General features: G+C 65.3%; 29 protein-coding genes. 21 read left to right on the top strand and 8 right to left on the bottom strand.

Translation table 11 applies throughout. From position 1 onward, the window contains the following. Positions 1-3 precede the first annotated feature (3 nt). Positions 4-924: a tRNA (adenosine(37)-N6)-dimethylallyltransferase MiaA gene (gene miaA, locus QYM46_RS11580; RefSeq protein ID WP_432789046.1), complete on the top strand. Its 921-nt coding sequence runs from the start codon at positions 4-6 to the stop codon at positions 922-924. Between the two features lie 133 nt (positions 925-1,057). Continuing rightward, positions 1,058-2,047: a diaminopimelate epimerase gene (gene dapF / locus QYM46_RS11575; protein WP_432789045.1), complete on the top strand. Its 990-nt coding sequence runs from the start codon at positions 1,058-1,060 to the stop codon at positions 2,045-2,047. 2 nt (positions 2,048-2,049) lie between these two features. Here dapF and QYM46_RS11570 read toward each other — a convergent pair whose 3' ends face one another. After that, positions 2,050-2,664 (bottom strand): class I SAM-dependent methyltransferase, encoded by a 615-nt coding sequence (locus tag QYM46_RS11570; RefSeq protein ID WP_432789044.1) that lies wholly within the window; start codon positions 2,662-2,664, stop codon positions 2,050-2,052. Positions 2,665-2,795: 131 nt separating this feature from the next. Here QYM46_RS11570 and hflX point away from each other — a divergent pair, with 131 nt between their 5' ends. Both hflX and QYM46_RS11560 read left to right on the top strand, forming a co-directional pair. Next, positions 2,796-4,268 (top strand): GTPase HflX, encoded by a 1,473-nt coding sequence (gene hflX / locus QYM46_RS11565; RefSeq protein WP_169252618.1) that lies wholly within the window; start codon positions 2,796-2,798, stop codon positions 4,266-4,268. Further along, complete coding sequence (locus QYM46_RS11560) at positions 4,265-6,235, top strand: ATP-dependent DNA helicase (RefSeq protein ID WP_432789043.1); 1,971 nt, start codon at positions 4,265-4,267, stop codon at positions 6,233-6,235. Before hflX ends, QYM46_RS11560 begins: the two co-directional genes overlap by 4 nt. Before the next feature lie 93 nt (positions 6,236-6,328). Here the strand turns inward: QYM46_RS11560 and lexA are convergent, their stop codons facing one another. After that, positions 6,329-7,084, bottom strand: coding sequence for a transcriptional repressor LexA (lexA, locus tag QYM46_RS11555; RefSeq protein ID WP_025779759.1), 756 nt, complete (start codon positions 7,082-7,084; stop codon positions 6,329-6,331). A 234-nt stretch (positions 7,085-7,318) separates the two neighbouring features. On the opposite strand from lexA, the gene QYM46_RS11550 reads away from it, so the two are divergent. The 9 genes from QYM46_RS11550 (at position 7,319) to QYM46_RS11510 (ending at position 15,601) form a co-directional block, all read left to right on the top strand. After that, positions 7,319-7,657 carry a LysM peptidoglycan-binding domain-containing protein gene (locus QYM46_RS11550; RefSeq protein ID WP_025779760.1) on the top strand — a complete coding sequence of 113 codons (339 nt, stop codon included), beginning with the start codon at positions 7,319-7,321 and terminating at the stop codon, positions 7,655-7,657. A gap of 129 nt (positions 7,658-7,786) precedes the next feature. Beyond that, the gene (locus tag QYM46_RS11545; protein WP_432789042.1) at positions 7,787-8,965 is read left to right on the top strand and encodes a histidinol-phosphate transaminase; all 1,179 of its coding nucleotides are present in this window, start codon (positions 7,787-7,789) and stop codon (positions 8,963-8,965) included. Further along, a complete protein-coding gene (hisB, locus tag QYM46_RS11540) occupies positions 8,962-9,558 on the top strand; it encodes an imidazoleglycerol-phosphate dehydratase HisB (RefSeq protein ID WP_169252615.1) in 597 nt (198 codons plus the stop codon). Before QYM46_RS11545 ends, hisB begins: the two co-directional genes overlap by 4 nt. Continuing rightward, positions 9,555-10,157 carry a hypothetical protein gene (locus tag QYM46_RS11535; protein WP_432789041.1) on the top strand — a complete coding sequence of 201 codons (603 nt, stop codon included), beginning with the start codon at positions 9,555-9,557 and terminating at the stop codon, positions 10,155-10,157. The genes hisB and QYM46_RS11535 overlap by 4 nt, the downstream gene beginning before the upstream one ends. Continuing rightward, entirely contained in the window at positions 10,154-10,837 is a 684-nt protein-coding gene (gene hisH / locus QYM46_RS11530) for an imidazole glycerol phosphate synthase subunit HisH (RefSeq protein ID WP_432789040.1), read from the top strand. Before QYM46_RS11535 ends, hisH begins: the two co-directional genes overlap by 4 nt. Before the next feature lie 58 nt (positions 10,838-10,895). After that, positions 10,896-11,633, top strand: coding sequence for a bifunctional 1-(5-phosphoribosyl)-5-((5-phosphoribosylamino)methylideneamino)imidazole-4-carboxamide isomerase/phosphoribosylanthranilate isomerase PriA (gene priA, locus QYM46_RS11525; RefSeq protein WP_432789039.1), 738 nt, complete (start codon positions 10,896-10,898; stop codon positions 11,631-11,633). 4 nt (positions 11,634-11,637) lie between these two features. Beyond that, on the top strand, positions 11,638-12,492 hold the full coding sequence (locus tag QYM46_RS11520) for an SseB family protein (protein ID WP_432789038.1): 855 nt from the start codon (positions 11,638-11,640) through the stop codon (positions 12,490-12,492). Positions 12,493-12,538: 46 nt separating this feature from the next. Continuing rightward, entirely contained in the window at positions 12,539-13,885 is a 1,347-nt protein-coding gene (locus QYM46_RS11515) for a M20 family metallopeptidase (protein ID WP_432789037.1), read from the top strand. 63 nt (positions 13,886-13,948) lie between these two features. After that, positions 13,949-15,601 carry an AbgT family transporter gene (locus QYM46_RS11510; RefSeq protein ID WP_432789036.1) on the top strand — a complete coding sequence of 551 codons (1,653 nt, stop codon included), beginning with the start codon at positions 13,949-13,951 and terminating at the stop codon, positions 15,599-15,601. A gap of 12 nt (positions 15,602-15,613) precedes the next feature. Here QYM46_RS11510 and QYM46_RS11505 read toward each other — a convergent pair whose 3' ends face one another. Next, the gene (locus QYM46_RS11505) at positions 15,614-16,633 is read right to left on the bottom strand and encodes an NAD-dependent epimerase/dehydratase family protein (RefSeq protein WP_432789035.1); all 1,020 of its coding nucleotides are present in this window, start codon (positions 16,631-16,633) and stop codon (positions 15,614-15,616) included. Between the two features lie 136 nt (positions 16,634-16,769). On the opposite strand from QYM46_RS11505, the gene QYM46_RS11500 reads away from it, so the two are divergent. From QYM46_RS11500 to QYM46_RS11490, 3 genes are all read left to right on the top strand, one after another. After that, positions 16,770-17,453, top strand: coding sequence for a TetR/AcrR family transcriptional regulator (locus QYM46_RS11500; protein ID WP_432789034.1), 684 nt, complete (start codon positions 16,770-16,772; stop codon positions 17,451-17,453). Between the two features lie 135 nt (positions 17,454-17,588). Continuing rightward, complete coding sequence (locus tag QYM46_RS11495) at positions 17,589-18,062, top strand: SRPBCC domain-containing protein (protein ID WP_432789033.1); 474 nt, start codon at positions 17,589-17,591, stop codon at positions 18,060-18,062. After that, positions 18,059-18,421, top strand: a complete 363-nt coding sequence (locus QYM46_RS11490) for an ArsR/SmtB family transcription factor (RefSeq protein ID WP_432789032.1) — start codon at positions 18,059-18,061, stop codon at positions 18,419-18,421. Before QYM46_RS11495 ends, QYM46_RS11490 begins: the two co-directional genes overlap by 4 nt. A gap of 158 nt (positions 18,422-18,579) precedes the next feature. Here QYM46_RS11490 and QYM46_RS11485 read toward each other — a convergent pair whose 3' ends face one another. Next, positions 18,580-18,951 carry a DUF1844 domain-containing protein gene (locus tag QYM46_RS11485; RefSeq protein ID WP_025779781.1) on the bottom strand — a complete coding sequence of 124 codons (372 nt, stop codon included), beginning with the start codon at positions 18,949-18,951 and terminating at the stop codon, positions 18,580-18,582. Positions 18,952-19,299: 348 nt separating this feature from the next. On the opposite strand from QYM46_RS11485, the gene infC reads away from it, so the two are divergent. The 4 genes from infC (at position 19,300) to QYM46_RS11465 (ending at position 21,717) form a co-directional block, all read left to right on the top strand. Further along, positions 19,300-19,881: a translation initiation factor IF-3 gene (infC, locus tag QYM46_RS11480; RefSeq protein ID WP_248278908.1), complete on the top strand. Its 582-nt coding sequence runs from the start codon at positions 19,300-19,302 to the stop codon at positions 19,879-19,881. A gap of 100 nt (positions 19,882-19,981) precedes the next feature. After that, positions 19,982-20,188 (top strand): 50S ribosomal protein L35, encoded by a 207-nt coding sequence (gene rpmI / locus QYM46_RS11475; protein WP_101553737.1) that lies wholly within the window; start codon positions 19,982-19,984, stop codon positions 20,186-20,188. A 127-nt stretch (positions 20,189-20,315) separates the two neighbouring features. After that, complete coding sequence (gene rplT / locus QYM46_RS11470; RefSeq protein ID WP_025779787.1) at positions 20,316-20,705, top strand: 50S ribosomal protein L20; 390 nt, start codon at positions 20,316-20,318, stop codon at positions 20,703-20,705. Between the two features lie 190 nt (positions 20,706-20,895). Then, on the top strand, positions 20,896-21,717 hold the full coding sequence (locus QYM46_RS11465) for a TrmH family RNA methyltransferase (protein WP_432789031.1): 822 nt from the start codon (positions 20,896-20,898) through the stop codon (positions 21,715-21,717). Between the two features lie 4 nt (positions 21,718-21,721). Here the strand turns inward: QYM46_RS11465 and QYM46_RS11460 are convergent, their stop codons facing one another. From QYM46_RS11460 to QYM46_RS11450, 3 genes are all read right to left on the bottom strand, one after another. Next, on the bottom strand, positions 21,722-22,138 hold the full coding sequence (locus QYM46_RS11460; RefSeq protein ID WP_432789030.1) for a VOC family protein: 417 nt from the start codon (positions 22,136-22,138) through the stop codon (positions 21,722-21,724). Between the two features lie 108 nt (positions 22,139-22,246). Further along, a complete protein-coding gene (locus QYM46_RS11455; RefSeq protein ID WP_432789029.1) occupies positions 22,247-22,627 on the bottom strand; it encodes a hypothetical protein in 381 nt (126 codons plus the stop codon). Continuing rightward, positions 22,624-22,836 carry a ribonuclease PH gene (locus QYM46_RS11450; protein WP_432789028.1) on the bottom strand — a complete coding sequence of 71 codons (213 nt, stop codon included), beginning with the start codon at positions 22,834-22,836 and terminating at the stop codon, positions 22,624-22,626. The genes QYM46_RS11455 and QYM46_RS11450 overlap by 4 nt, the downstream gene beginning before the upstream one ends. Positions 22,837-22,982: 146 nt before the next feature. Here QYM46_RS11450 and QYM46_RS11445 point away from each other — a divergent pair, with 146 nt between their 5' ends. After that, positions 22,983-23,642, top strand: coding sequence for a pentapeptide repeat-containing protein (locus QYM46_RS11445; protein WP_432789027.1), 660 nt, complete (start codon positions 22,983-22,985; stop codon positions 23,640-23,642). A gap of 21 nt (positions 23,643-23,663) precedes the next feature. Here the strand turns inward: QYM46_RS11445 and QYM46_RS11440 are convergent, their stop codons facing one another. Further along, on the bottom strand, positions 23,664-24,170 hold the full coding sequence (locus tag QYM46_RS11440; protein WP_432789026.1) for a hypothetical protein: 507 nt from the start codon (positions 24,168-24,170) through the stop codon (positions 23,664-23,666). Positions 24,171-24,188 lie beyond the last annotated feature (18 nt).

The raw sequence follows: 24,188 nt of genomic DNA, 5'->3' as shown, positions 1-24,188 counted from the left end.
CCGATGGCTGAAGATAACGCGCCGATCATCACCGTCGTCGGAGCCACCGCCACCGGGAAATCGGACCTTGCGCTGGATCTGGCCGGCCGCCTCGGCGGGGAGATCATCAACACGGATTCGATGCAGTTCTACCGAGGGATGGACATCGGCACAGCGAAGCTGCCGGTCGATGAGCGGCGGGGGATTGCGCACCATCTCATCGACATCCTCGACATCACCGAAGAGGCGAACGTCCAGGACTTTCAGACGCGTGCGCGGGCGGCGATCGCGGACATCCGGGGGCGCGGACTGCGCCCGATCCTCGTCGGCGGGTCCGGGCTCTACGTGCGTGCTGCGGTCGACCATATGGAGTTCCCGGGCACCGACCCTCAGCTGCGGGCCCGCCTTGAGGCCGAGGTCGCCGTCGACCGGTGGGCGCTGCATCAGAAGCTGCGCGAACTCGACCCGAAAGCGGCCGAGAAGATCACCGTCAACGACCAACGACGCATTGCGCGAGCCCTCGAAGTCATCGAACTCACGGGGCGTCCGTTCAGCGCTCAGCTGCCGGACTACCAGGAGATCGAACCGACCCTGCACCTGGGTTTGAACATGGACCGAGCCGTGCTTCACGAGCGCATCGCCACTCGCGTCGACCTCATGTGGGATCACGGGTGGGTCGACGAAGTGATTCGGCTCCTCGACGCCGGACTGGCCGAAGGCAAGACGGCGTCGCGCGCCATCGGGTACGCACAGATCCAACGCCACCTGTCCGGAGAGCTCACCGCCGCCGCGGCGAAGGACGAGACGACGATCCGCACCCGGCAGTTCGCACGTCGACAGGACACCTGGTTCCGTCGTGATCTGCGCATCCACTGGATCGACGGCAGCGCCGCCGACGCCGAGCAGAACCTGGCGGCCGCCCTCGACGTCCTGGGCGGGCACTGACGACATAGCGGCCGAGCTCGACATAGCGGCCGAGCTCGACGTGCTGGGCAGGCGCTGACAACATGTCGGCCGAGCTCGACGTGCTGAACGGGCACTGAAGACCTGACTGGACCGTCACCGATAGGATGGAGTCATGAGCACTCCGGATACCCCGTTCGCCGCCTGGTCCGATGTCACCTTCGTCAAGGGACACGGCACCCAGAACGACTTCGTTCTGCTCTCCGACGACGACAGCAGGCTGGAGATGCATCCGGAAGCCGTCGCCACGCTCGCCGACCGGCGGGCCGGACTCGGCGCCGACGGCATCATCCGCATCGTCCGCTCCGCCGCCAGCGGCATCCCGGGGGCCGCCGAACAGGCTGACGCCGGTGCCGAATGGTTCATGGACTACTACAACAGCGACGGCAGCCTCTCCGAGATGTGCGGCAACGGCGTTCGCGTCTTCGCCCACGCGCTCGTGGCCAGCGGCCGCGTCTCCGCCGAGGCCCGCGACATCCTCGTCGGCACCCGCGACGGAATCAAGACCGTGCGCACCACCCTCAACCCGGCTCTCGGCGTCCAGACCGGAGACGACGTCGTCGACACCGGCACGCCCGGACCCGGATCCGCCAGCGACGCCTGGTACACGATCGACATGGGCGAATGGTCACTCGACCCGTCAAGCAGCGTGCTCGTGACCACCGGAGGCATCGAGGTCGCCCGACCCGGATTGCGCGTGTCCACCGGCAATCCCCACACCGTCGTCGCCCTGGCCGAAAATTCCGAACTCGCCGCCGCCGACCTGCGTGATGCCCCCGTCCTCGACCCCGTGCCCGCACAGGGCTCGAATGTCGAATACATCGTCATGGAGCCCGCCCGATCCGATGTGGCCGGGGGAGAAGGCGCCCTGCGCATGCGCGTGTTCGAACGCGGCGTCGGCGAGACCCGCTCCTGCGGAACCGGAGCCTGCGCGGCAGCGATCGCAGCCCACCACTGGGCCGGCGAGAAATCACCCCTGCAGTGGAGAGTCGACGTGCCCGGCGGTCAGCTGCGCATCGAAATCGAACCCGATGCCGAAGGAACGAGCGGACGCGTCAGCCTCGCCGGACCCGCGGTCCTCGTCGCCAGCGGCACGATCAGCTGAGCTCAGCCGCGCTCGACCGTGAGCACGCGGAAGCCCTTCGACGATCCCGCGCGCACGACCTCGAAGCTGTCACCGAGCATCCCGGCGATCCACTTCTGCAGGGAATCGGCACCGAGGTTCTTCGACACGACGAGATCGGCGCGCCCACCCGGAGCCAGACGCGGCAGCCACGTCTCCAAGAGCTCATGCAGCGCCTCCTTGCCGATGCGGATCGGGGGATTCGACCGGATCGCGGCGAACTGCAGGTCGGCGGGAACATCGGCGGCGGTGACGGTGTTGATCGAATCGAGACCCAGCCTGCGCGCATTCGCCGCGGTGGTCTCCAGGGACCGGGAGTTGACGTCGAGTGCCCACACTCGCACATCCACCTCGGCGTCCTGGGCATCCAAGGCCGTGTGCAGGGCGATCGGCCCCCACCCGCAGCCGAGGTCGAGGATATCGCCGGCCGGCGGCTGCGGCAGATGCCGCAGCAGCACAGCCGTGCCGAGGTCGAGGCGGGTGGGTGAGAACGTGCCGGATACGGTTTCGACGGTGACGGCGCGGCCGGCCAGATCGAGGTTGAGTTCCCGCGACTTGGCCTCGCTGCTCGGCGATTCGGTGAAATAGTGCTCTGACACCGTTTCAGTGTAGACGGCTGTGGGAGAATTGATGGACACCACCGTCGGTGCGCACCGGTGCGAGACCGGTGCGAGGCATGACGACGTCGGCACGAGAAGTCCCGTGCGGACGGCAGAGAACAAAGGAATGAATGACGTCTGAAGACAAAGAGCGTCGCAATGCGATGCTCGACCGTGTGCTCTCCCGAGGCGCCCAAGCCCTCGACGATCACGACACCACACCCGAGGACGACCAGTTCGACCTCGCCGAGCGCGCCGCGCTCACCCGCGTGGCCGGGCTGTCCACCGAACTCGAAGACATCACCGAGGTCGAATACCGTCAGGTCCGCCTCGAACGCGTCGTCCTCGCCGGGATCTGGAACACCACCCAGGCCGAAGCCGAGAACTCGATCCGCGAACTTGCCGCGCTGGCCGAAACCGCCGGTTCCGACGTCCTCGACGCGCTCATCCAGCGCCGCGACAAGCCGGATCCCGGCACCTTCCTCGGCAAGGGCAAGGCCGCCGAGCTCGCCGAGGTCGTCGCCTCCGTCGGCGCCGACACCGTGATCATCGACTCCGAACTCGCTCCCAGCCAGCGGCGTGGACTCGAGGACGTCATCAAGGTCAAGGTCGTCGACCGCGTCGCGCTCATCCTCGACATCTTCGCCCAGCATGCGAAATCCCGCGAAGGCAAGGCCCAGGTCGAACTCGCCCAACTCGAATACCTCCTGCCGCGTCTGCGCGGTTGGGGTGAGTCGCTGTCCCGGCAGGCCGGCGGTCGTGTCGCCGGCGGTGCCGGAATCGGCTCTCGCGGGCCCGGTGAGACGAAGATCGAACTCGACCGTCGCCGCATCCGTGCGCGCATGTCGAAGCTACGCCGGGAGATCAACGCGATGGCGCCGTCTCGAGAGACGAAGCGGAAGAACCGCGCCCGCCATCATGTGCCGTCCGTCGCGATCGTCGGGTACACGAACGCGGGCAAGTCCTCCCTGCTCAACCTGCTCACCGACGCCGAGGTGATGGTGCAGAACGCCTTGTTCGCCACCCTCGATCCGACCGTCCGGCAGGCCAAGACTGCCGACGGCATCGTCTTCACCTACACCGACACCGTCGGGTTCGTCCGCAACCTGCCCCACCAGCTGGTCGAAGCCTTCCGTTCGACCCTGGAGGAGGCCGCCGGTTCGGATCTGCTCCTCCACGTCGTCGATGCCTCCCACCCGGATCCGCACGGTCAGATCCAGGCCGTGCGCAATGTGCTGGGGGACGTGGAGACCGGGGACATCCCCGAACTCCTCGTGTTCAACAAGGCCGATATCGCCGAGGAGGCTGTGATCACCGGCCTGCGCGCGGAGTACCCCGACGCCCAGTTCGTCTCCGCCGTCTCGAAGGAAGGGATCGACGACCTCATCGAGGCCATCGAGAACCGCCTTCCCGTCCCGGATATCGACATGACCGTGCTCATTCCCTATGAACGCGGTGACCTCGTGTCGAAGATCTACGCCCTCGGCACGGTCGAACACGAATCGCACGGCACGGAGGGCACCAGCCTGCAGGCGAAGGTGCCGACCGAACTCGTCGACGAACTGCGCGAATTCCAACGTCCGGACCTGGTCATCGACGAGTGAAAGCAGTCGAGAACCTCCTCGAATCCGCTGTCGGCGCCATCGGCGGATCGCCACGCGAGGGTCAGCAGGAGATGGCGCAGGCGGTCGCCTCGTCGCTGGACAAGGGAATCCATCTGCTCGTGCAGGCGGGAACGGGCACCGGCAAATCGCTGGCGTACCTCGTCCCGGCGGCCGAATACGTCACCCGCACCGGCGGGAAGGTCGTCGTGTCCACTGCGACCCTGGCCCTGCAGACTCAGATCATCCACCGCGACCTGCCCCGGCTGTTCAAGGCCGTGAAGAAGGACCTCGACCCGCTGCCCCGAGCGGCACTGCTCAAGGGGCGGCGGAACTATGTGTGCAAGCACAAGCTCGCCGGCGGATACCCCGACGAGGGTGAGGGCATGCTCTTCGACCTCGGGGCCGACGCCGAGGCGGGACGCAAACCCACCGAACGTTCGGGTCTGGGGGAGGAGATCCAGCGGATCCGCACCTGGGAGAAGACCACCGACACCGGCGACCGTGACGACCTCCTGCCCGGTGTCAGCGATCGCGCCTGGTCACAGGTGTCCGTCAACGCCTTCGACTGCCTCGGATCGAACTGCCCGCTGTTCACCGAATGCTTCGCCGAAATCGCCCGGAACAAAGCCGCCGAAGCCGATATCGTCGTGACGAACCATGCCCTGTTGGCCATCGACGCCTTCGGGGAATCGAACGTGCTGCCCGAACACGATGTCATCATCATCGACGAGGCCCACGAGCTCAAGGACCGGGTGACCAGCGCCCTGTCCGGGCAGATCAACACGAGCATGCTCTCGGCGGCGACGAGCTCCGTGCGCAAACACACCACGGTCCAGGACGGGGTCGTCTCGCTGCTCGATTCCGCCGCGGCGGCACTCGAACGCGCCCAGACCTCGGTGCCCGAGGGACTCATCCTGCATATGAGCGAGGCGCTCGGACTGGCCCTGGCGCAGATCCGCGACTCCGCCCGCCAGATCATCAACGACATCGGCGGCAAGACCGACGACGCCGATGCCGGACGGCAGATGGCCAAGGCTCGCTGTCAGGAGATCTTCGAACTCGCCGAACGCTTCTGCGACCCGGGCAAAAACGACGTCATCTGGCTCTCCCGGTCGACGTTCAGAGAGAAGGAGACGACGAACCTCGTCGTCGCACCCTTGAGCGTGGCCGGCACCATGCGCAACGGGATCTTCGAGGAATCGACGGTCGTGGCCACCTCGGCGACCCTGTCCCTGGGCGGGAACTTCGACGCGGTGGCGGCCTCGTTGGGACTCTTCGGGCCGGACGCCCCGAAGTGGGACAGCCTCGATGTCGGATCACCCTTCGACTACGGCAAGCAGGGCATCCTCTATGTCGCTTCCCACCTGCCCAAGCCCGGACGCAGCGGACTGAGCGAGGAAGCGCTGACCGAACTCGAAGAACTCGTCGAATCCTCGAACGGCGGGGCACTGGGGCTGTTCTCCTCCCGGGCGGCGGCCAACGCGGCAGCCGAACACCTGCGGACGAAGTTCGACTTCCCGATCCTGCTCCAAGGCGACGACGGCCTGCCGGCGCTGGTCTCCCAGTTCACGGCCGATGATCAGACCTGCCTGTTCGGGACGATGTCCCTGTGGCAGGGAGTCGACGTGCCGGGACGGACGAACCGCCTGGTCATCATCGATCGTCTGCCGTTCCCACGCCCCGACGACCCGCTCATGCAGGCACGGGCACGCGATGCCGACCAGCGTGGAGTCAACGGATTCATGGCAGTATCGGCCACGCATGCCGCCCTGCGGCTGGCACAGGGTGCCGGTCGCCTCATCCGGTCGACCAAGGACAGGGGAGTGGTGGCCGTGCTCGACTCGCGGCTGCGCTCGGCCCGGTATGCCGGGTTCCTCGTCAATTCGATGCCGAGGATGTGGCCGACGACGAACTCCGGCCTCGTCCGCACAAGCCTGGCCAGACTGGCCGAAGCTGACGAGAAGTGAGGCAGACGGTTCTGAGTCCCGCCGGATGACGCAGAAGCGCCCGCGACCAACCGTGGTCGCGGGCGCTTCTCAGTTCGAAGGCGGGGCGGAGGATCAGAGGCGGCGGATGACGGCGACGACGAGGCCCATGATCTGTGCGTAGGTGCCGTCGATGGGTTCGTAGTTCTCGTTCTGCGGCATCAGCCACTGCTGACCGGCCTTGCGCTTGAGCGTCTTCACCGTGGCCTCGCCGTCGAGGAGGGCTGCAACGATCTGACCGTTGTCGGCGGTGTGCTGCTTGCGCACGACCACCCAGTCGTCGTGGCAGATGGCGGCTTCGATCATCGAATCGCCGACGACCTTGAGCAGGAACATCTCTCCGGAGCCGACGACCTGCGTCGGCAGGGAGAAGACATCGTCGACCTCCTGCTCGGCCAGGATCGGGCCGCCGGCGGCGATGCGTCCGACGACCGGGACCTGCACGGTGTTGTTGGCCAGCTCCTCGTACTTCGCGCGCTCGGCCTCTTCCTCTTCGAACGGATTGACCACTTCGATGGCACGCGGGCGCTTCGGGTCGCGGCGGACATAGCCGAGGCGTTCGAGCTGGGAGAGCTGGTGGGCGACGCTGGAGAGGGACGCCAGTCCGGCGGCTTTGCCGATCTCGCGCATGCTCGGCGGGTAGCCGTTGGCCACGACGGCGCGTTCGATGGTCTCGAGGACGAGACGCTGGCGGGGAGTGAGGCGGAAGTCGCCCTCACCGGATGACCCCTCAGGGATCTGGACCACGTCGTCATCGCTGCGAGCGGCAGCGATCTCGGTGGCAACATCTTCGTTGCGAGGCCTGCCTCTGCCTCGTTTGTTCTGAACCACTGCTCGTTCCCCTTCGTTCTATTCCCTGCCGCTGAACGCCGTGATCTCCGCTTCGAAGATTCTCGTGTCAGTGCCGACTGAGATGGTTCTGACAGATCAATCAACAACGCTGGTTCCCTCTCATTGTCGCATAGATGTTCGAGTTGGACTGGACATTTGTTCGATTGGCATGTTGAATAGAACAGACGTTCTACCGATTACTGGTGGAATCGTACGAATGAAAGAGGTAATGCGATGTCTGCACAGAACACCGAGCTGCGCCTGACCACTCGTGGACGCCAGGCTGTGCGCCTTCTCCGGACCCTGCTCGTCGCTCTCGTCGTCATCGGCGGAGCGGTCCTCCTCGCCACCCAGTCGTTCTCGGCCGCTGCCGTCGCCGAATCGGAGACGGAGAGCATCGGCATCGACGCCGAGGCGGTCGTCGTCGGTGAAGGCGAATCGCTGTGGACCGTGGCGACGAGTCTCGGCATCGACCGCGACACCCGTGATGTCGTGGCCGACATCGTCGAGATCAACCACCTGGACACCCCGACCGTTCACCCCGGCCAGACCCTCGACGTCCCCGTCCGCTGAGGTCGAGGCCGGCTCGGCCGGCAGGGCGCCGGCCACGGGCCGACCCGTCCGATTGGGTGAGCCGACCGGCGCACCTCGATGCCCGACCCGCCGCCCGGGCGGCGGGGGCCTCTCGGTAGAATGGTCGCCGTGGGAAACATCGAATCTCTGCCAGTGCGCTCCGACCTCGTCGGCCAAAAGCCCTACGGGGCTCCGCACCTCAATGTGCCGGTCCAGCTCAACGTCAACGAGAACGCCTATCCGCTGCCGGACGTCGTTATCGACAGCATGCGTTCCGCCATCGACGACCATTTCGCGGGACTCAACCGTTATCCCGATCGCGAATTCACCGCACTGCGCGAACATCTCGTCACCTATTTGGACGGTGTGAACGAACGTGCGGGGGACACCGTCGACCTCGACCCCTCCATGATCTGGGCCGCCAACGGTTCGAATGAAGTGCTCAGCCATATCGTCCAGGCCTTCGGTGGACCGGGCCGCACGGTCCTCGGGTTCACCCCCTCCTATTCGATGCACCCGCTCATCACCACGGGCACGGGTGCCGAATGGCAGCACGTCGAACGCAAGGACGATTTCACTCTCGATGCCGAGACGGTCGCCGCCGAGGTGGCGCGGGCGAATCCGGACATCGTCTTCCTGTGCACTCCGAACAATCCGACCGGCACCTCGATCGGCCTCGACGTCATCGAAGCCGCCTACGACAATTGCGCAGGGATAGTCATCGTCGATGAGGCGTACGCGGAATTCTCCCGCCCCGCCAAGTCCTCGGCGATGACTCTGCTTGACGGCCGGCCCCGCCTCGTCGTCTCCCGCACCATGAGCAAGGCCTTCGCCTGTGCCGGACTGCGTTTGGGCTACGCCATCGCCGCCCCCGAGCTCATCGATGTCCTCCGCCTCGTCCGCCTGCCGTACCACCTGTCCGAGGTCACTCAGGTGCTCGCCTGCACGGCACTCGAACACGCGGAGCTGCTGCTGGGCAACGTCGACCGACTCATCGACTCGCGCAACCGCATGTCGAGCCACCTCGCCGAGGCGGGCTTCACCGTCCACGACAGCGATTCGAACTTCGTCCTCTTCGGCAACATCGCCTCACCGGCCGAGCTGTGGCAGAAGCTCCTCGACCGCGGAATCCTCATCCGCGATATCGGCATCACCGGCCACGCCCGCGTCAACGCCGGCACCGAGGACGAGACCGAAGCGTTTCTGACCGCCATCGACGAGATCCTCGCCGACGACCCTGACCTCCTCGCGGACCGTCCGCAGTCTCCGACCCCGTCATCAGCCGCCCCGACGAAAGGCACTCCATGAGGCAGGCCCAGAACTCACGCACCACCTCCGAGTCAACGGTGTCCGTGTCCGTCAACCTCGACGGCACCGGCACCTCGAACATCTCGACTTCCGTGCCGTTCTTCGACCATATGCTCACCGCCCTGTCGAAGCACTCGATGATCGACCTCGACATCACCGCCACCGGCGATACGCACATCGACGTCCACCACACCGTCGAGGACACCTCGATCGTCCTCGGCCAGACCATTCGCGAAGCACTCGGCGACAAGGTCGGCATCCGCCGCTACGGCTTCGCCGCCGTACCGCTGGACGAAGCACTGGCCCAGTGCGTCGTCGACGTCTCCGGTCGACCCTACTTCGTCCACGAAGGTGAACCCGAAGGCCAGCAGTACCACCTCATCGGCGGTCACTTCACCGGTTCGATGACCTCCCACTCACTGGAATCCATCGCCTTCAACGGCGGACTGACCGTCCACCTCGACCTGGTTCGCGGCCGCGACCCGCACCACATCGTCGAAGCCGAATTCAAGGCCTTCGCCCGCGCGCTGCGGCAGGCCGTCGAGACCGACCCACGGAGCAACTCCGTTCCCAGCACCAAGGGAGTCCTGTGAGCACGACCGTCATCGTGACCCCATTCGGGGTCGCCCAGCAGCTGGCCGCCGCCTGCGTGCTGTCGAACATCTCCGGCACCATCGTGCCGATCGGCGAGTTCAGCGGCATCGTCCTCGCCGACACCGATGTCAAAGCCGGCAACGAGGCGGCCGCCGCGATCTCGAAGCTCGCCGGCAAACATGAGGTCCTCCTCCTCGTGCGCAGCGAAGAGCAGATCGACGCCGGCCACTTCCGCCACGGCGCCCGAGAATCCGATGTGCCGGCCGGACTGGCACTGAAGAACCTCCCCGATGTCCTCGAAGGGCTGCTGCTCGAAACCGTTGCCGCAGACGACGTCGAAGGCAGCATCAGAACCGATTCGATGACGAAGCTGCAGGCCAGTGCGGCCACGATGAGTCCGGGCCGGGCGGCCATGGCGCGCACGGCGCTGCTGTGGATCATCGCTGCCGTCCTCGCCGGACTCGTCACCGCCTTCGGCATTGCGTTGGCAGTGGGCGGGAACACCATCGCCTGGGTCGTCGCCGCGCTCGGCGTCATCGTCCTCGGGTTCTCCCTATGGAGGATCTGGTCGGTGCTGAGCAAGGGGGCGAAGCGATGACGACGGTCGCCGTCCTCGACTACGGAGCCGGCAATGTCCGCTCCGCCGTGCGTGCGGTCGCCGCGGCCGGTGCCGAGGTCACGCTCACGGCCGATCACGATGTCATCAACGACTCCGACGGACTGCTGGTCCCCGGCGTCGGCGCGTTTTCGGCAGTCATGGCCGGACTGGAGAACGTCGGGGGAGTCGACCTCATCCGGGACCGCCACGAACAGGGGCGACCGCTCCTCGGCATCTGCGTCGGCCTCCAGGTGTTCTTCGCCCGCGGCGTCGAACACGGAGTCAGGACCGAGGGCATCGGTCTGTGGCCCGGTGCCGTCACCGGCCTCGAAGCTCCGGTCATCCCGCATATGGGATGGTCGAAGGTCAACGCTCCCGCAGACTCGGCCATGTTCGCCGGCATCGGAGACGAACGCTTCTACTTCGTCCACTCCTACGCCGCGACCGAGCCCCCGGCGAACGCGACGGTGACGACCGCCCGCCACGGCAACGACTTCATCGCCGCTGTCGAAGACGGAACCACCTGGGCAGCACAGTTCCATCCCGAGAAATCCGCCGAGGCGGGCGCCAGGCTGCTGCGAAACTGGCTCGCCTCGTTCGCCGCCGACAGCAGCACCGGTGGTGGTTCCGGCAGCACCAGCGATTCCGGCAGCAACCCCACAGACCCACTCAGCTCCTGACCGAGCACACCGACTATGGTTGCCTCAAACCCCGTGGCACCCTGGCAGAAAGGTCACAATGACAGACAGTTCGAACAAGCTGGTCCTCCTCCCCGCCGTCGACGTCGCCGACGGCAAGGCCGTCCGCCTCGTCCAGGGCGAAGCCGGAACCGAAACCGACTACGGCTCACCCATCGACGCCGCCCAGGACTTCGAGAGCCGTGGCGCCGAATGGATCCACCTCGTCGACCTCGACGCCGCCTTCGGACGCGGATCGAACTCGGATCTGCTCAACCAGGTCGTCAAGGCTGTGGGGATCAAGGTCGAACTCTCCGGTGGAATCCGTGACACCGAAAGCCTCGAACGCGCACTCGACACCGGAGCCGAGCGCGTCAACATCGGCACTGCCGCCCTGGAGAACCCCGAGTGGACCGCGGAGATGATCTCGCGCTTCGGCGATCAGGTCGCCATCGGCCTCGACGTGCGCGGAACCACCCTGGCCGCCCGCGGCTGGACGAAGAAAGGCGGAGACCTCTACGAAGTCCTGAACACCCTCGAAGCCGCCGGCTGCTCCCGCTACGTCGTCACCGATGTGCGCAAGGACGGCACCCTGCAGGGTCCCAACGTCGACCTGCTCAAGGACCTGGCGCAGAAGACGGACTCTCCGATCGTCGCCTCCGGCGGAGTCTCGAGCCTCGATGACCTGCGTGCCCTCCGCGAACTCGTGCCCTTCGGCGTCGACTCCGCGATCGTGGGCAAGGCACTCTACGCCGGCAAGTTCACCCTGGAAGAAGCCCTCGACGTCGCAGGACGGTGAGCCGGTGAGCACGCACTCGCACGAGCCGCGCCGGCCGGACGAGCCGGGCCACTCGCCCGAGCCGCACGAGCCCCGGTCCGCCGCATCTGCCGACCAGGCAGGCGACGCCCACGCCCCGACGGATTCCGCCGGTCAGGCGTGGGCGGGCCGGGACCTCAAACCCAACCCGTTCTCCGGTGACACCGGGCTGGCGGATGCGGCCCTGCTGGAGGCCCTGACCCAGGTCGCTCAGGCGCCCCTGGATCCCGCCGCACACCAGCAGGTCGTCCGGGCTCTGGCCGGGGCCAGGCTCTACGCCCCGATCGTGCCGATGGCTCTCGACCAGGAGATCGGGGAGAACGGGCTGATGGCCGACAATTCCTCGGAGATGGCGATGGTCCGTCTGCAGGCCGAGGACGGACGCGAGTGCACCCCGGGATTCTCCGGAATCCCACCTCTGACGGCCTGGCATTCGGACGCCCGTCCCGTGCCGATCGAATCCGAACGGCTCGTCCTCGGGGCGATCGAGGCCGAATCCCAGCTCGTCGTCCTCGACCCCGGGGCCGAGTCCTCATTCCTGCTGCGCCGTCCGGCGATGTTCGCGTTCGTGCAGTCCCAGCCCTGGACTCCGTCCTGGGCCGACGCCGAGGTGGCCGAGCGTCTGCGTGCCATCGCCGAGTCCTTCCCCTGGCTGGTCAGGATCGGTGTGAGCCCCGGCAGCAACAGCGTTCACCTCGGTGGGCCGGAGCTCGGCATCACGCTCGGCGTCGAGTCCGAGGTCGCCCCAGTTGAAGTGCGCCGGTTCCAGGAGGCCGTCGCCGGTGACGAGGACCTCGTCGCGAAGATCGATTCCCTGGCCATCCGCCTCGTCGAAGTCTGACTGTTTCGGGCGTGTCAGATCGGCAGGGCACCTATGCTTATGACCCATGAGCGAAATCCGTGACCTCAGCCACTCGACCGCGCCGGACGACAGCTACCTCGACGAGATGTCCAGGCAGACCCGGGCTCGGGCCGAGCAGGCCGCCGAGTGGACCTCGGACTTCACCGGCGCCCCGGAGACGAGCCGGTCCGGCATCGCCGAGGGCCTCAACGCAGCCGAGGGCGACCTCACGGACCTGCTCCACACCATCCACGGCCTCGCCGAGACCGCCTTCGAAGAATTCGATTCGGTCGCCGCGATCGCCTCGGTGCTGGGCAATCACGGAGTCGACGTCGAGACCGGCCTCTACGGTGTGACGACGACCCTGCGCGCCACCACCGGTTCGGGTAACGGGCGCACGATCGCGATCCTCGCCGAATACGACGCCCTGCCCGAGATCGGGCACGCCTGCGGGCACAACATCATCGCCACTGCCGGAGTCGGTGCCTTCCTCGCCCTCCACGCCCTGTACGAGAAAGACCCTGCAGCCGTGCCGGGCACCGTCGTGCTGCTGGGCACCCCGGCCGAGGAGGGGCATTCGGGCAAGGAGGTCATGGCCCGGGCCGGTGCCTTCGACGGCATCGACGCGGCCATCATGGTCCACGGCTACGGGTACGACTGCGCCGACCAGGTGTGGCTGGGACGTCGCCTGCTCAAGGTCACGTACTCAGGAGTCGCCGCTCACGCCTCGGCGCAGCCCTTCATGGGGCGCAACGCCCTCGACGCGGCGAACCTGTTCTACCAGGGACTCGGTCTGCTGCGGCAGCAGATGCCGCCGATCTCCCGCCTGCACGCGGTCATCACCGACGGCGGAACGAGACCGTCGATCATCACCGAATCCGCGACCGTGCAGTGCTACGTCCGCTCGAAGTTCCCCGAGACGCTCAAAGAGCTCTCCGACCGGGTCGAGGACGCGGCGAAAGGTGCCGCACTCATGACCGGAACCGGCGTCACGGTCGACTGGGACGACCACCCGCCCTCGCTGCCCGTGCGCACGAACCAGGCGCTGACCGCCCGTTGGTCCGAACACGAACAGACCCGCGGGCGCCAGCCGCTGCCCGCCGGCGTCCTCGACGAATCGATCGCCGCGTCCACGGACTTCGGCAACGTGTCCTATCGGATTCCCGGCATCCATCCGCTCATCAAGACCGCCGACGCCGAGGTGGCCCTGCACACCCGTGAATTCGCCGAGGCAGCGAGGACCCCGGCCGCCGAATCCGCGGCACTCGACGGGGCGTACGGACTTGCGTGCACCGCCCTGGACTTCCTCGCCGACGATGCCCTCGCCGCCGAGGTGACCGCAGAGTTCGACCGCGAGGGCGGAGCGATCGATGTCGAGCACTTCTTCGACTGAACTCGCCGCGTCACCGCGCGCAGCACCCCACCGAGGCCTTTCCAACGAGAAGAAGGACTGATCATGTCAACGACGACAAACGGCAGAGTCGGCTTCGGCCAGAGAACGCTCGACTGGATCGAACGCATCGGCAACAAGCTGCCCGAACCGTTCACTCTGTTCCTCGGGCTGTTCATCCTCACCGGGCTCGTCTCCACCGCCATGGCCCTGGCCGGAGTCTCGGTGTCCATCCCCGGCACCGAGGACACCGTGGCGATCAAGGGTCTGTTCACCGGTGAGGGTCTGGCATGGCTGACGACGACGATGGGGGACAACTACATCGGGTTCCCGCCGCTGGCGACGGTGCTGCCGATCCTTCTGGCCGTCGGCGTCGCCGAGAAGTCGGGGATGCTGGCCGCCGCCGTGCGCATCGCGTTCGGCAAGAGCCCGAAGTGGCTGCTGCCCTATGTCGTCGGTTTCGTCGGCGTCGTCGGCTCGATCATGGCCGATTCCGCGTTCGTCATCATCCCGCCCCTCGCCGCGCTCGTGTTCAAGGCCGCGGGACGGCACCCGATGGCCGGCCTCATCGGCGGGTTCGCCGCCACCGGAGCCGGCTATTCGACGTCGATCGTGCCCACCAGCCTCGACGCACTGTTCGCGGGCATCACCACCTCGGTGATGGATACGCTGCCGAACACCGACTACACCGCGGTCAACCCGGTGTCGAACTACTACTTCAACATCGCCTCGTCGATCGTGCTGGCAATCATCGCCGGCTTCATCATCGACCGGCTCATCGAACCGAACATGGTGCGCAAGGGCGTGCCGCGTGAGTATGCGAGCGCCTCGGGGAGCGGCTTGGCGCGGGAATACCGGGCGCCCGACAGCCCCTACGGGGACACCTCGGCGACATCAGAGGATCAGTCCTCGGGCGATTCCCATGAGTCCGAGACCACCGAGATCAAAGCGGAACTCGAGCCGGAGGAGAAGAGGGGGCTGATCTGGGCGGTCGTCGCGGCGCTCGTCCTCACCGCGGTCTTCCTCGTCGCGTTCCTCCTCCCGGCCTCGCCATGGCGCAATGAGGACGGCGGCTTTCTGCCGAAGTCACCGCTGCTGTCGTCGATCGTCTTCATCGTCTTCGCCTACTTCATGCTCATGGGCGTCGTCTACGGGTTCGTCGTGCGCACCGTGCGGTCGATGAACGACCTGGTGAGGATGATGAGCCAGTCGATCATCGACATGATGTCCTTCCTCATCCTCGCGTTCATCCTCGGCCAGTTCATCGCCCTGTTCAATTGGACGGGGATCGGTTCGTGGATCGCCGTCGCCGGAGCCTCGGGGCTCGAGGCGATCGGCCTGACCGGGCTCGCGGCAGTCATCGGGTTCATGCTCCTGGCCAGTGTGCTCAACCTGTTCATCGTCTCCGGGTCGTCGATGTGGACGCTCATGGCCGCGGTGTTCGTCCCGCTCTTCGCCCTGCTCGGCTACGAACCGGCGTTCATCCAGGCCGGATTCCGCGTCGGCGACTCGGCCACCCAGGTCATCACCCCGCTCAACCCGTACATGATCGTCCTCCTCGGCCTCGTCCGCCGCTACGAACCCAATGCCGGACTGGGCACGGTGATCTCACGGATGTTCCCGTTCGTCATCCCGTTCTGGCTGGCCTGGGCCGTGCTGCTGACGATCTGGTTTGTCTTCGACCTGCCGCTGGGTCCGGGCAACGGGATCCGGCTGTGAGGCCTCGTTCGCTCACCGAGGCTGCCGTGCAGGAGTCTCAGACGTTTCCGCGTCGAGCATCTGCCGCACGCCCTCCCGCCAGTCGGTCGTGCCGACCTTCTCTGCCAACTCGCTGGAGGAGATGACACAGGGTTCGTACCAGATCGGGGCCAGAGCGTTGAGCTCGTAGAAGGAGCGTTCGATCACTCCTGCCGCACGGGTCGCCCAGCGCGGCACCGTGGTCGGGCGCTTGTGCTTCTGCCCGAGGGCATCCGCGGTGAAATCGGCGATCTCGGCCAGAGTCGGGTTCGACGCCGGGGCGATCCGCAGCTGATGCGTCCCCGCGGGGACGTCCTTCAGATCCTCTGCCGCTTGGATCATGGCGGCCGCGTGGTCGGCGATGACGGTGATGCCATGCGGCACGTCCGTGCGTGCCGGCACATAGACCCGTCGACCCTGACCGATCGGGTCCGTGATGCACATGCGCACCACTGACGACCACTTCTCTGCAGTTCTGCCGAGCAGGTCCCCGGCGATGACGCTTGCACAGGTCGCCGGATGGGTTTCCCGTGCTTCGATCAACCGCTGCCGAATCCGTCCCTTGTCGTCGACCGGGGCGAAAGGGGAGTCTTCGGTGATTGGGGAGTCGAGGCCGGCGAAGGCATAGACCGACTCCGGGAAGACCACAGGAATGTCGAGTTCGGCCGCAGTGTCAAGGACCGCCGCATCGAGGCGGGGGAGTACCTGCTCCCATTTGCGGCTGTCGTACGCGGCGTGGGCACAGGCGAAGATCGCATCGACTCCGGCAGCGGCCTCGGCCAGCTGGGCGCGATCACTCGCATCGGCCTTGAGATGGGTCGGAGTGATCACCGTCGTCGTGCCAGCCGTTGAGGACGTTTCCGATAGGGCAGTGGTGTTGGTCGCTCCGGCCGAGGTGCTGGATGGACCGCCGCCTGAGCGGGTGGCGATGCGGACATCTGTGCCTGACGCGATGAGCTGCGCCGCGATCTCCGAACCGATCTGACCATTGCCGATGACGAGTGCTGTTTTCATGACGGATCCCTTCTCGATCTCTCCAAGCGGTAAACGAGAGCGGTGCTCTCGGAATTCAGCGTAGGCCGCACGCATCGACAATGCAAGAGCAGTGCTCACTATTGTTAACTTTGCTCTCGGATCGTAGGGTGAAGTCATGACAGAGACGACTCCACGACAGCGAGCCCGAATCGAGACGGAAGCCCAGATCACCGCGATCGGCAACCGGATGGTCGACGACGACGGAGTCGACGGGCTGTCGCTGCGGGCGATCGCGCGAGAGCTCGGGGTCGTCTCCAGCGCGGTCTACCGCTATGTGAAGAGCCGTGATGAGCTGCTGACGATCCTCATCCGCGATGCCTTCACGCAGATCGCCGATGCCGTCGATGAAGCGTTGGCGGGTCGTCGAAGTGTTGAGACCCTTGCGCTGACCATGCTCGACTGGTCGAGGAACCATCCGAATCGGTGGGCGCTCATCTACGGCACCCCGATCGCTGACTACAAGGCTCCGCGAGAGGAGACCGTGGTGCCGGGGACGCGCATCATGGTCGCGCTCGCGCAGCTGGTGGCAGAGACCGGGTGTGCTGCCTCCGCCTCGGACCCGGCGCAGCGGCGCCGAGGAGGGCCGTCTGGGTCGAATCCTGACATGCTGAAGCCGCTTCGTGACGGCCTCGAGGAGCTCGGCCTCGATCACTCCGACGGGACCATCTTGAGAACAGTGACCATCTGGGTCGCTGTCATCGGTCTGATCAACGGTCTTCGGTTCGGCCAATTCGGTCCGGGGTTCGACGAAATCGAAGGTGAACTCATGCGCGGAGTCATCGGCAGCCTCGGTGAATGAACCGCGGGGCGGGGTGGGAATCGGCGGCCGATCGATGAATGAGGGTGCAACTGAATGGTTGCACTTTGGCGGGGTGCGAGATAGAGTCGTCGCCAACGGGGCCCAGCGCCGATCTCACCGACGAGAGGAACCATCGTGACCGAGGACGACGTACCCATCACTGCGGATGATGTGCCTGACGAGATCGTCCGCAGCATCCACATCGACGCCGACGCGCGAACTGTGTGGGACATCATCAGCGAACCCGGCTGGTTCATCAATGACGGCAGCTACACCGAGCATGACATCAGTTCTGAGGGCGGTGTCTCTCGGGTGGTTGACCCGAACGTCGGCGAATTCGCCATCGGCACGGAGGAGCTCGACCCGCCTCGTCGTGCCGTCTTCCGCTGGCTCGGCGGGACGCCCGGATCGTTGGACGACTTTCCCAGCACCACGATCGTTTTCACCATCGAGCCAGAGGGCCAGGGCGTCCTGCTCACCGTCCGCGAGAGTGGGTTCGCCCGGCTCAGCGACGATGCCGCCGAGCGGCGCCGGCGATTTGAGGAGAATGCCGAAGGCTGGGTCGAAGAGCTCGCGGTGGCGAGGGGACTCGCCGTGTCGGCGAGATGAGTTCTGCAGACGATTCCGTTCAGCACAGATTGCTGTCGGACGAGGCGGATCTCGTCTTCAAGGCGCTGGCCGACCACACGAGACGCCGCATCCTGGTTCGGCTGTCCCAGTCGCCCGATGACGCCGGCGCCGTGGCACGTGATCTCGGACTGAGCCGACAGGCCGTGGCCAAGCAGCTGCGGATTCTCGAGAGCGGAGGAATCGTGAGTTCGGCGACCCGATCAGCCCGCCGCGTACACTCGGTGAGCCCGTCGCAGATCCGCGAAGTATCCGATCTGCTCGGTATCGTCGCCCACGGCTGGGATCGTCGCCTCCGCGGCATCAAGGCGCAGGCGGAGCGAGCAGGTGAGGATTCCTGATCCGTCACCAATGCTTCGCCTTCGGAGCCACCTCTCAGCCGAGGCGCTGTGCCGGGGGTTCGGCGGACCCGGTGGGCCATCCTCCCCGGCGAACGGCTGGACCATAGACGAAGGCGGCCCCCGACGAATGGTCGGGGGCCGCCTCGGTGATGGATGTGTCAGCGGACGGGGCCGGTGAACTTCTCTCCGGGACCTTCGCCGGGGGCGTCGGGAATCTCCGAGGCCTCGCGGAAGGCCAGCTGCAGGCTGCGCAGCCCATCGCGCAGCGGGCGGGCGTGGTGGTCGCCGATCACGGTGGCGGCACCGGTGACGAAGCCGGCCAACGCGGTGATCAGCTTGCGGGCCTCATCGAGGTCCTGGAGGTCGGCGCCGTGACCTTCGGCGGTGTCCTCGGCCAGGCCGCACTTGACGGCGGCGGCGGACATGAGGTGGACGGCACTGGACGTGATGACCTCGACAGCGGGGACCTCGGCGATGTCGCGCGTAACGTCGGCGATCGCCTCGGCGGGAACAGATTCTTCAGAACTCATGCCATAAGCTTGACATATAAATCAACGCGGCGATCACACCAGGGCCTCGATGTGCGAAGAGTCATGAAGCGTAGTACACTGGTAGCTGGTGCGAAGCGGAGTCTGTCTCCCACCTTGATCGCGAAGAGCGATCGGGTCCAAAGATCTATCCTTCGGGCATTGTCCGAATGGGTGCAGATCGAGGTGTATTCACTGAACGTACGTCTACCGTACTGCTCGTGTGTGCAGGCTCCCTTGGCATGTGTCAACGGGAGCCTTTTTCGTTGCCACGACCACATTTGAGCAAAAAGGAGTGAACACATCAGCGAGACGCGCATCAATGACCGGATTCGGGTTCCCGAGGTCCGGTTGGTCGGACCCAATGGTGAACAGGTCGGTATCGTTGCCATTCGCAAGGCACTCGATCTCGCCGCTGAGGCAGGTCTCGACCTCGTCGAGGTAGCCCCACAGGCGAAGCCACCCGTAGCCAAGCTCATGGACTACGGAAAATTCAAATATGAATCTGCCCAGAAGGCCAGAGAAGCTCGGAAGAACCAGGCGAACACTGCGCTGAAGGAGATCCGCTTCCGTCTCAAGATCGACGAACACGATTACGAGACGAAGAAGGGCCACGTCACCCGCTTCCTCGAAGGCGGCGACAAGGTCAAGGTCATGATCATGTTCCGCGGACGTGAGCAGTCCCGCCCCGAGATGGGCATCAAGCTGCTCAACCGCTTGGCCGAAGATGTGTCCGACCTCGGCTCCGTCGAGTCCTCACCGCGAGTCGACGGACGCAACATGGTGATGGTCATCGCCCCGCACAAGTCAAAGTCTGACGCCAAGGCGGAGGCCCGGAAGGCATCGGCTGGTGCCAAGGGCAAGTCCGCTGAGGTGAAGTCCCGTCGCGATCGGGTCGCTGCCGAGAAGAACTCAGCTCGCCCGGACGCGTGAGAAATTAAGTACGTCGCGTTCCAGGCCCGTCCTGGACTGTGCGTGTGAAGTAGTTGCAGGCGGTCGACGTCGGCAACGAATTGCAAAGGAGAACGGCACTATGCCGAAGCAGAAGACGAACAGCAGCGCCAAGAAGCGCATGCGCGTGACTGGCAGTGGCAAGATCATGCGTGAAGGCGTGAACAACCAGCACAAGTTCGAGGGCAAGACCTCGGCTCGTAAGCGCCGCGTGTCCACCGACCAGGTCATCACCGGTGGCGACCGCGCCAAGGCCCGCAAGCTTCTGGGCAAGCTCAAGGGCAGGTGAGACCCCTTTCGGGTCTTCGCTTTCCGGCAGCAGCCGGGAACTCCCACGGGCAGTCGACATCGGCTGTCTCAGCTTGAACCAGAGTCCGGCACCGCCGGCAGATACGAACTTTTCAAAGGAGTAACACGTGGCACGTGTGAAGAGAGCGGTCAACGCTCACAAGAAGCGCCGGGTCATCCTCGACCGGGCAAGCGGCTACCGCGGACAGCGCTCGCGCCTGTACCGCAAAGCCAAAGAACAGGTCATCCACTCGCTGGTCTACAGCTACCGTGACCGTCGCAAGCGCAAGGGCGACTTCCGTCGTCTCTGGATCCAGCGCATCAACGCCGGCGCCCGCGCCAACGGCATGACCTACAACCGTTTCATCCAGGGCCTCAAGGCCGCTGGAGTCGAGGTCGACCGTCGCATGCTCGCCGAGCTCGCCGTGAACGACTCGGCCACCTTCGCGCACCTGGTCAAGGTCGCCAAGGATGCTCTTCCTGCTGACGTCAACGCAGCGAAGACCGACGCCGCCTGAGCAGCGTCGACTCAAGACTCCGGTCACACAGTGACTGACCGATCGCCTCGGTGATCGACGACGGCCCCGAACTGCAGGTTCGGGGCCGTCGGTCGTTCTGTCGGGGCCCGCCTGGTCCCCAGATCGGCTCCTGTCTCCTCAGCCACCACTTCTTCCACTTCAGCACTCAACGGATCGAGAACACGGTTTCATGAAACTCCCTGACGTCATCTCCTCGCCTCAGTCGAAGCGGATCAAGAACGCCGCGAAGCTGCTCAAGCGTCGCGACCGCAAGGCCACGGGGCAGTTCCTCGTCGAGGGTCCGCAGGCCGTGCGGGAGGCACTGGCGCGCAAGGGCTCTGTCGTTGAGCTCTTCATCACCGAGGAGGCCGCCGCGGAGCATCCCTCGTTCGTCTCCGCGGCGAAGCACGGCCGCATGCAGTGCAGCATCGTCACCCCCGAGGTACTCACCGAGCTCGCATCGACCGTGAACTCCCAAGGTGTCGTGGCCGTGTGCAAGACCCTGGACGTGGAGCTGACCTCGGTGCTCGACAAGGAAGCTCAGCTTGTCGTCGTCCTGTCGCAGGTGCGTGATCCGGGCAATGCCGGTACGATCATCCGACTGGCCGATGCCGCGGGAGCCGATGCCGTGGTGCTGACGTCATCGTCGGTGGATGTCTACAACGACAAGGTCGTGCGCTCGACTGCCGGCTCGCTCTTCCACATTCCCGTCGTCACCGGAGTCGGCCTGTCCGAGGTCACCGAACTGGCCCGTGCCCGCGGCCTGCAGGTGCTCGCCGCCGACGCCAACGACGAAGCCCACGATCTTCACCACCCGTGGGATACAGGCCTGGATCTCACCGCACGGACCGCCTGGGTCTTCGGCAATGAAGCGTGGGGGATGAGCGCAGAGGAACTGGAGCTGTGCGATTCGTCCGTGGCTGTTCCGATCTACGGCTCGGCCGAAAGCCTCAACCTCGGCACCGCTGCCGGTGTGTGCATTTACGAGAGTGCCCGCAACCAGCGGATGTGAGGGGCTATTTGGTTCCGGCGGCCTTGGCGGTCTGCTCGTTGGCGACGAGTTCCCAGATGTAGCCGTCGAGGTCAGCGAAGTACCCCATGTACGAGCCATCGACATCTTGACCAGGATCGGCTGATCCACCGGCGGCGACAGCACGGTCGAGTACCTCGTCGATCTCAGCACGCGTGGCGAATGCACACGAGATGATGCTGGCGCCGGGAACCGGATTCTTCGAACCGGGCTGACCTGAGAGCTCGAGGTACTGACCGTATTCGTCGGCGGTGATGAAGAAGATGGAGAGGTTCGGCAGCTCGAAGGCGACGATACCGTCCTCCACTCCGTCGGTTTCGAGGCCGAGCCCATCGGCGTAGAAGTTCGCGGTGGCCTGTGGGTCGGCAACGGGCAATGACAGGATCGTTGTCAGTGGCTTCATGACTGGAGTCTAGCGGGGGAGTGCCGCCGAGGCGGATTCCACCTCTTACTGCAGTACACGATCATTACTCGTGGCCCAACGGATGCCTTGTCAGACGGACTTCGCGAGTTAGGAAGCAGAGGCCAAGAGCTGGCTGGCTCTTTGGTAGGAAACACCCAGAGTCTCACCGATGTCCCGCACAGTCATTCCCAATTTGCGCAGCTCCTCGGCGGCCTGACGTGACTCGGACGCTGCCTGACTATTCGCGGTGGCAACGATTTCCCTCAGTCTGGCTGCCTCTTGCAGATGCTCTTGGGCGGCGCTGGGAACGATTGGAACAACTGTGACTTCAACTGCCGTTTCGGGAACATCGGCAACGAAAGCGATAGCTTCCGGCATGATCTTCTTGGCTTCCGCGAGTGATCTAGATTGTGACAGTGCTCCGGGGACTTCGCGGCACTGCAATGACCACCACGATCCGTTGCGGGTTGCTTCGACTGTGTAGATCACTTCCGCCACCATCCTTTCCCGAGTTCCTTCGCGTACTGATCAAAGAATTTTCGTGCGGTGACATCGTCGATTTCACGGTGCCGACCGAGCGTGGATCGGGTCTGTCCGACCGTGACACCTGTGTGGTTGGTGAGTTCGGTCAACGAAAAATCTTTCCCGGCTGCTTTGGCTGCTTGTTTGAGCTTCTTGAGAACAGCCGTCCGCTTCATTACTCAAGTCTAGTGCAGGATAGACGGGGCCGTCTAGAGCGATCTAGACAATTGGCTCGTTGAAATGAAACTGCACCGGTGGGGTCTTGTCTGCGTCCATGATGCGACGCACTGTCTCGTTCACAGGGAACCGTTAGGGTGGCACTATGGCCACCGAATCTCCGCGCCCACCGAAGCTCAGCCTCGACGATCTGGTTCAGGGCTTCTTCGGCGATATCGGTCCCGAGGAATTCCTCGAAGGGATGGAGTTCAGCGACCTCAACCTCGCCGAGGCGGACGCCACCCAAGCGACGTTCCTCGACTGTCGAATGACGAACGTGAACTTCGGCGACGCCGAGGCTCCGATCGACCTCAGCGGAGTCAGGATCTCCGGAACGGAGATCACGGACTGCCGCGCCGACACCTGGACCATGCCCCGTGGAAACCTGCTGCACACTGACGTTTCCGGTACGCGGATCGGTGCCGGCGTTGTCTATGACAGCGTGTGGGAGAAGGTGCGGTTCACGAACTGCCGCATCTCCTACCTCAACCTGCGGGAATCGAAGCTCACCGACGTCGAGTTCCGGGACTGCAAGATCGACGAAATCGACCTCGACCGAGCGAAGGTCAGCCGGGTCGCATTCCCGGGAAGCAGCGTCGGCGTCTTCCAGTGCGAAGGCGCCACCCTCGGCAACGTCGACATCCGGGGACTGGAACCGCACAAGATCTCCGGAGTCCACTCCTTGCGCGGAGCGACCATCGACGACACCCAGCTCATGCTCTTCGCCGAACTCTTCGCTTCTGAACTCGGCATCACCGTGGAGTGAGCGCCCACAGGCCGGCGAGCACTACGAACCGCCGGGCGCCGAGCCGCGGCGAGCGGTCTCGCGCCGGTCGATGGCGACACGTACCTCGTCGATCGCAGTGCGGATCATTCGTCCGTAGCCGTCATCGGGCAAAGATTCGCTGTGTTGCTCGGCGGCGCAGATGTGCTCCGCCGCGGCATCGAATGCACTCAGGCGACGGAGGTTGTCGGCGATATTGAGGTGGAGGCTGGGGTAGAAGCCGGCGACCTGGAGCGACTGGTGGTGGACCTGTGCACGTTCATCACTGAGCGAAGCTGCGGCGTCGAGAGCACGAATGTCCCAGATGAGTGCCTCAGCAGGATGATCGAAGAGATCAGCGAGATAGTGCGCAAGCGTGCAGCGATGGAACGGATCGCCGGAGGCCCCGACCTCCGTCCAGAGGTCGACCAGCTGATGCCGAGCGGTGTCGACGTCTCCTGCTCTCCCGAGTTCGACGGCTCGTCCTATCGCCTCCATCGTCGGATCGGGTGCGGCTGGTGTGGAGTTCATGGTGATTTGTTCCTGTCT

The organism is Brevibacterium sp. K11IcPPYGO002, assembly GCF_050920635.1.
Classification (GTDB): Bacteria; Actinomycetota; Actinomycetes; order Actinomycetales; family Brevibacteriaceae; genus Brevibacterium.
The sequence above is the reverse complement of the archived record's forward strand: the minus strand, read 5'-3'. Positions and strand labels throughout refer to the sequence as shown.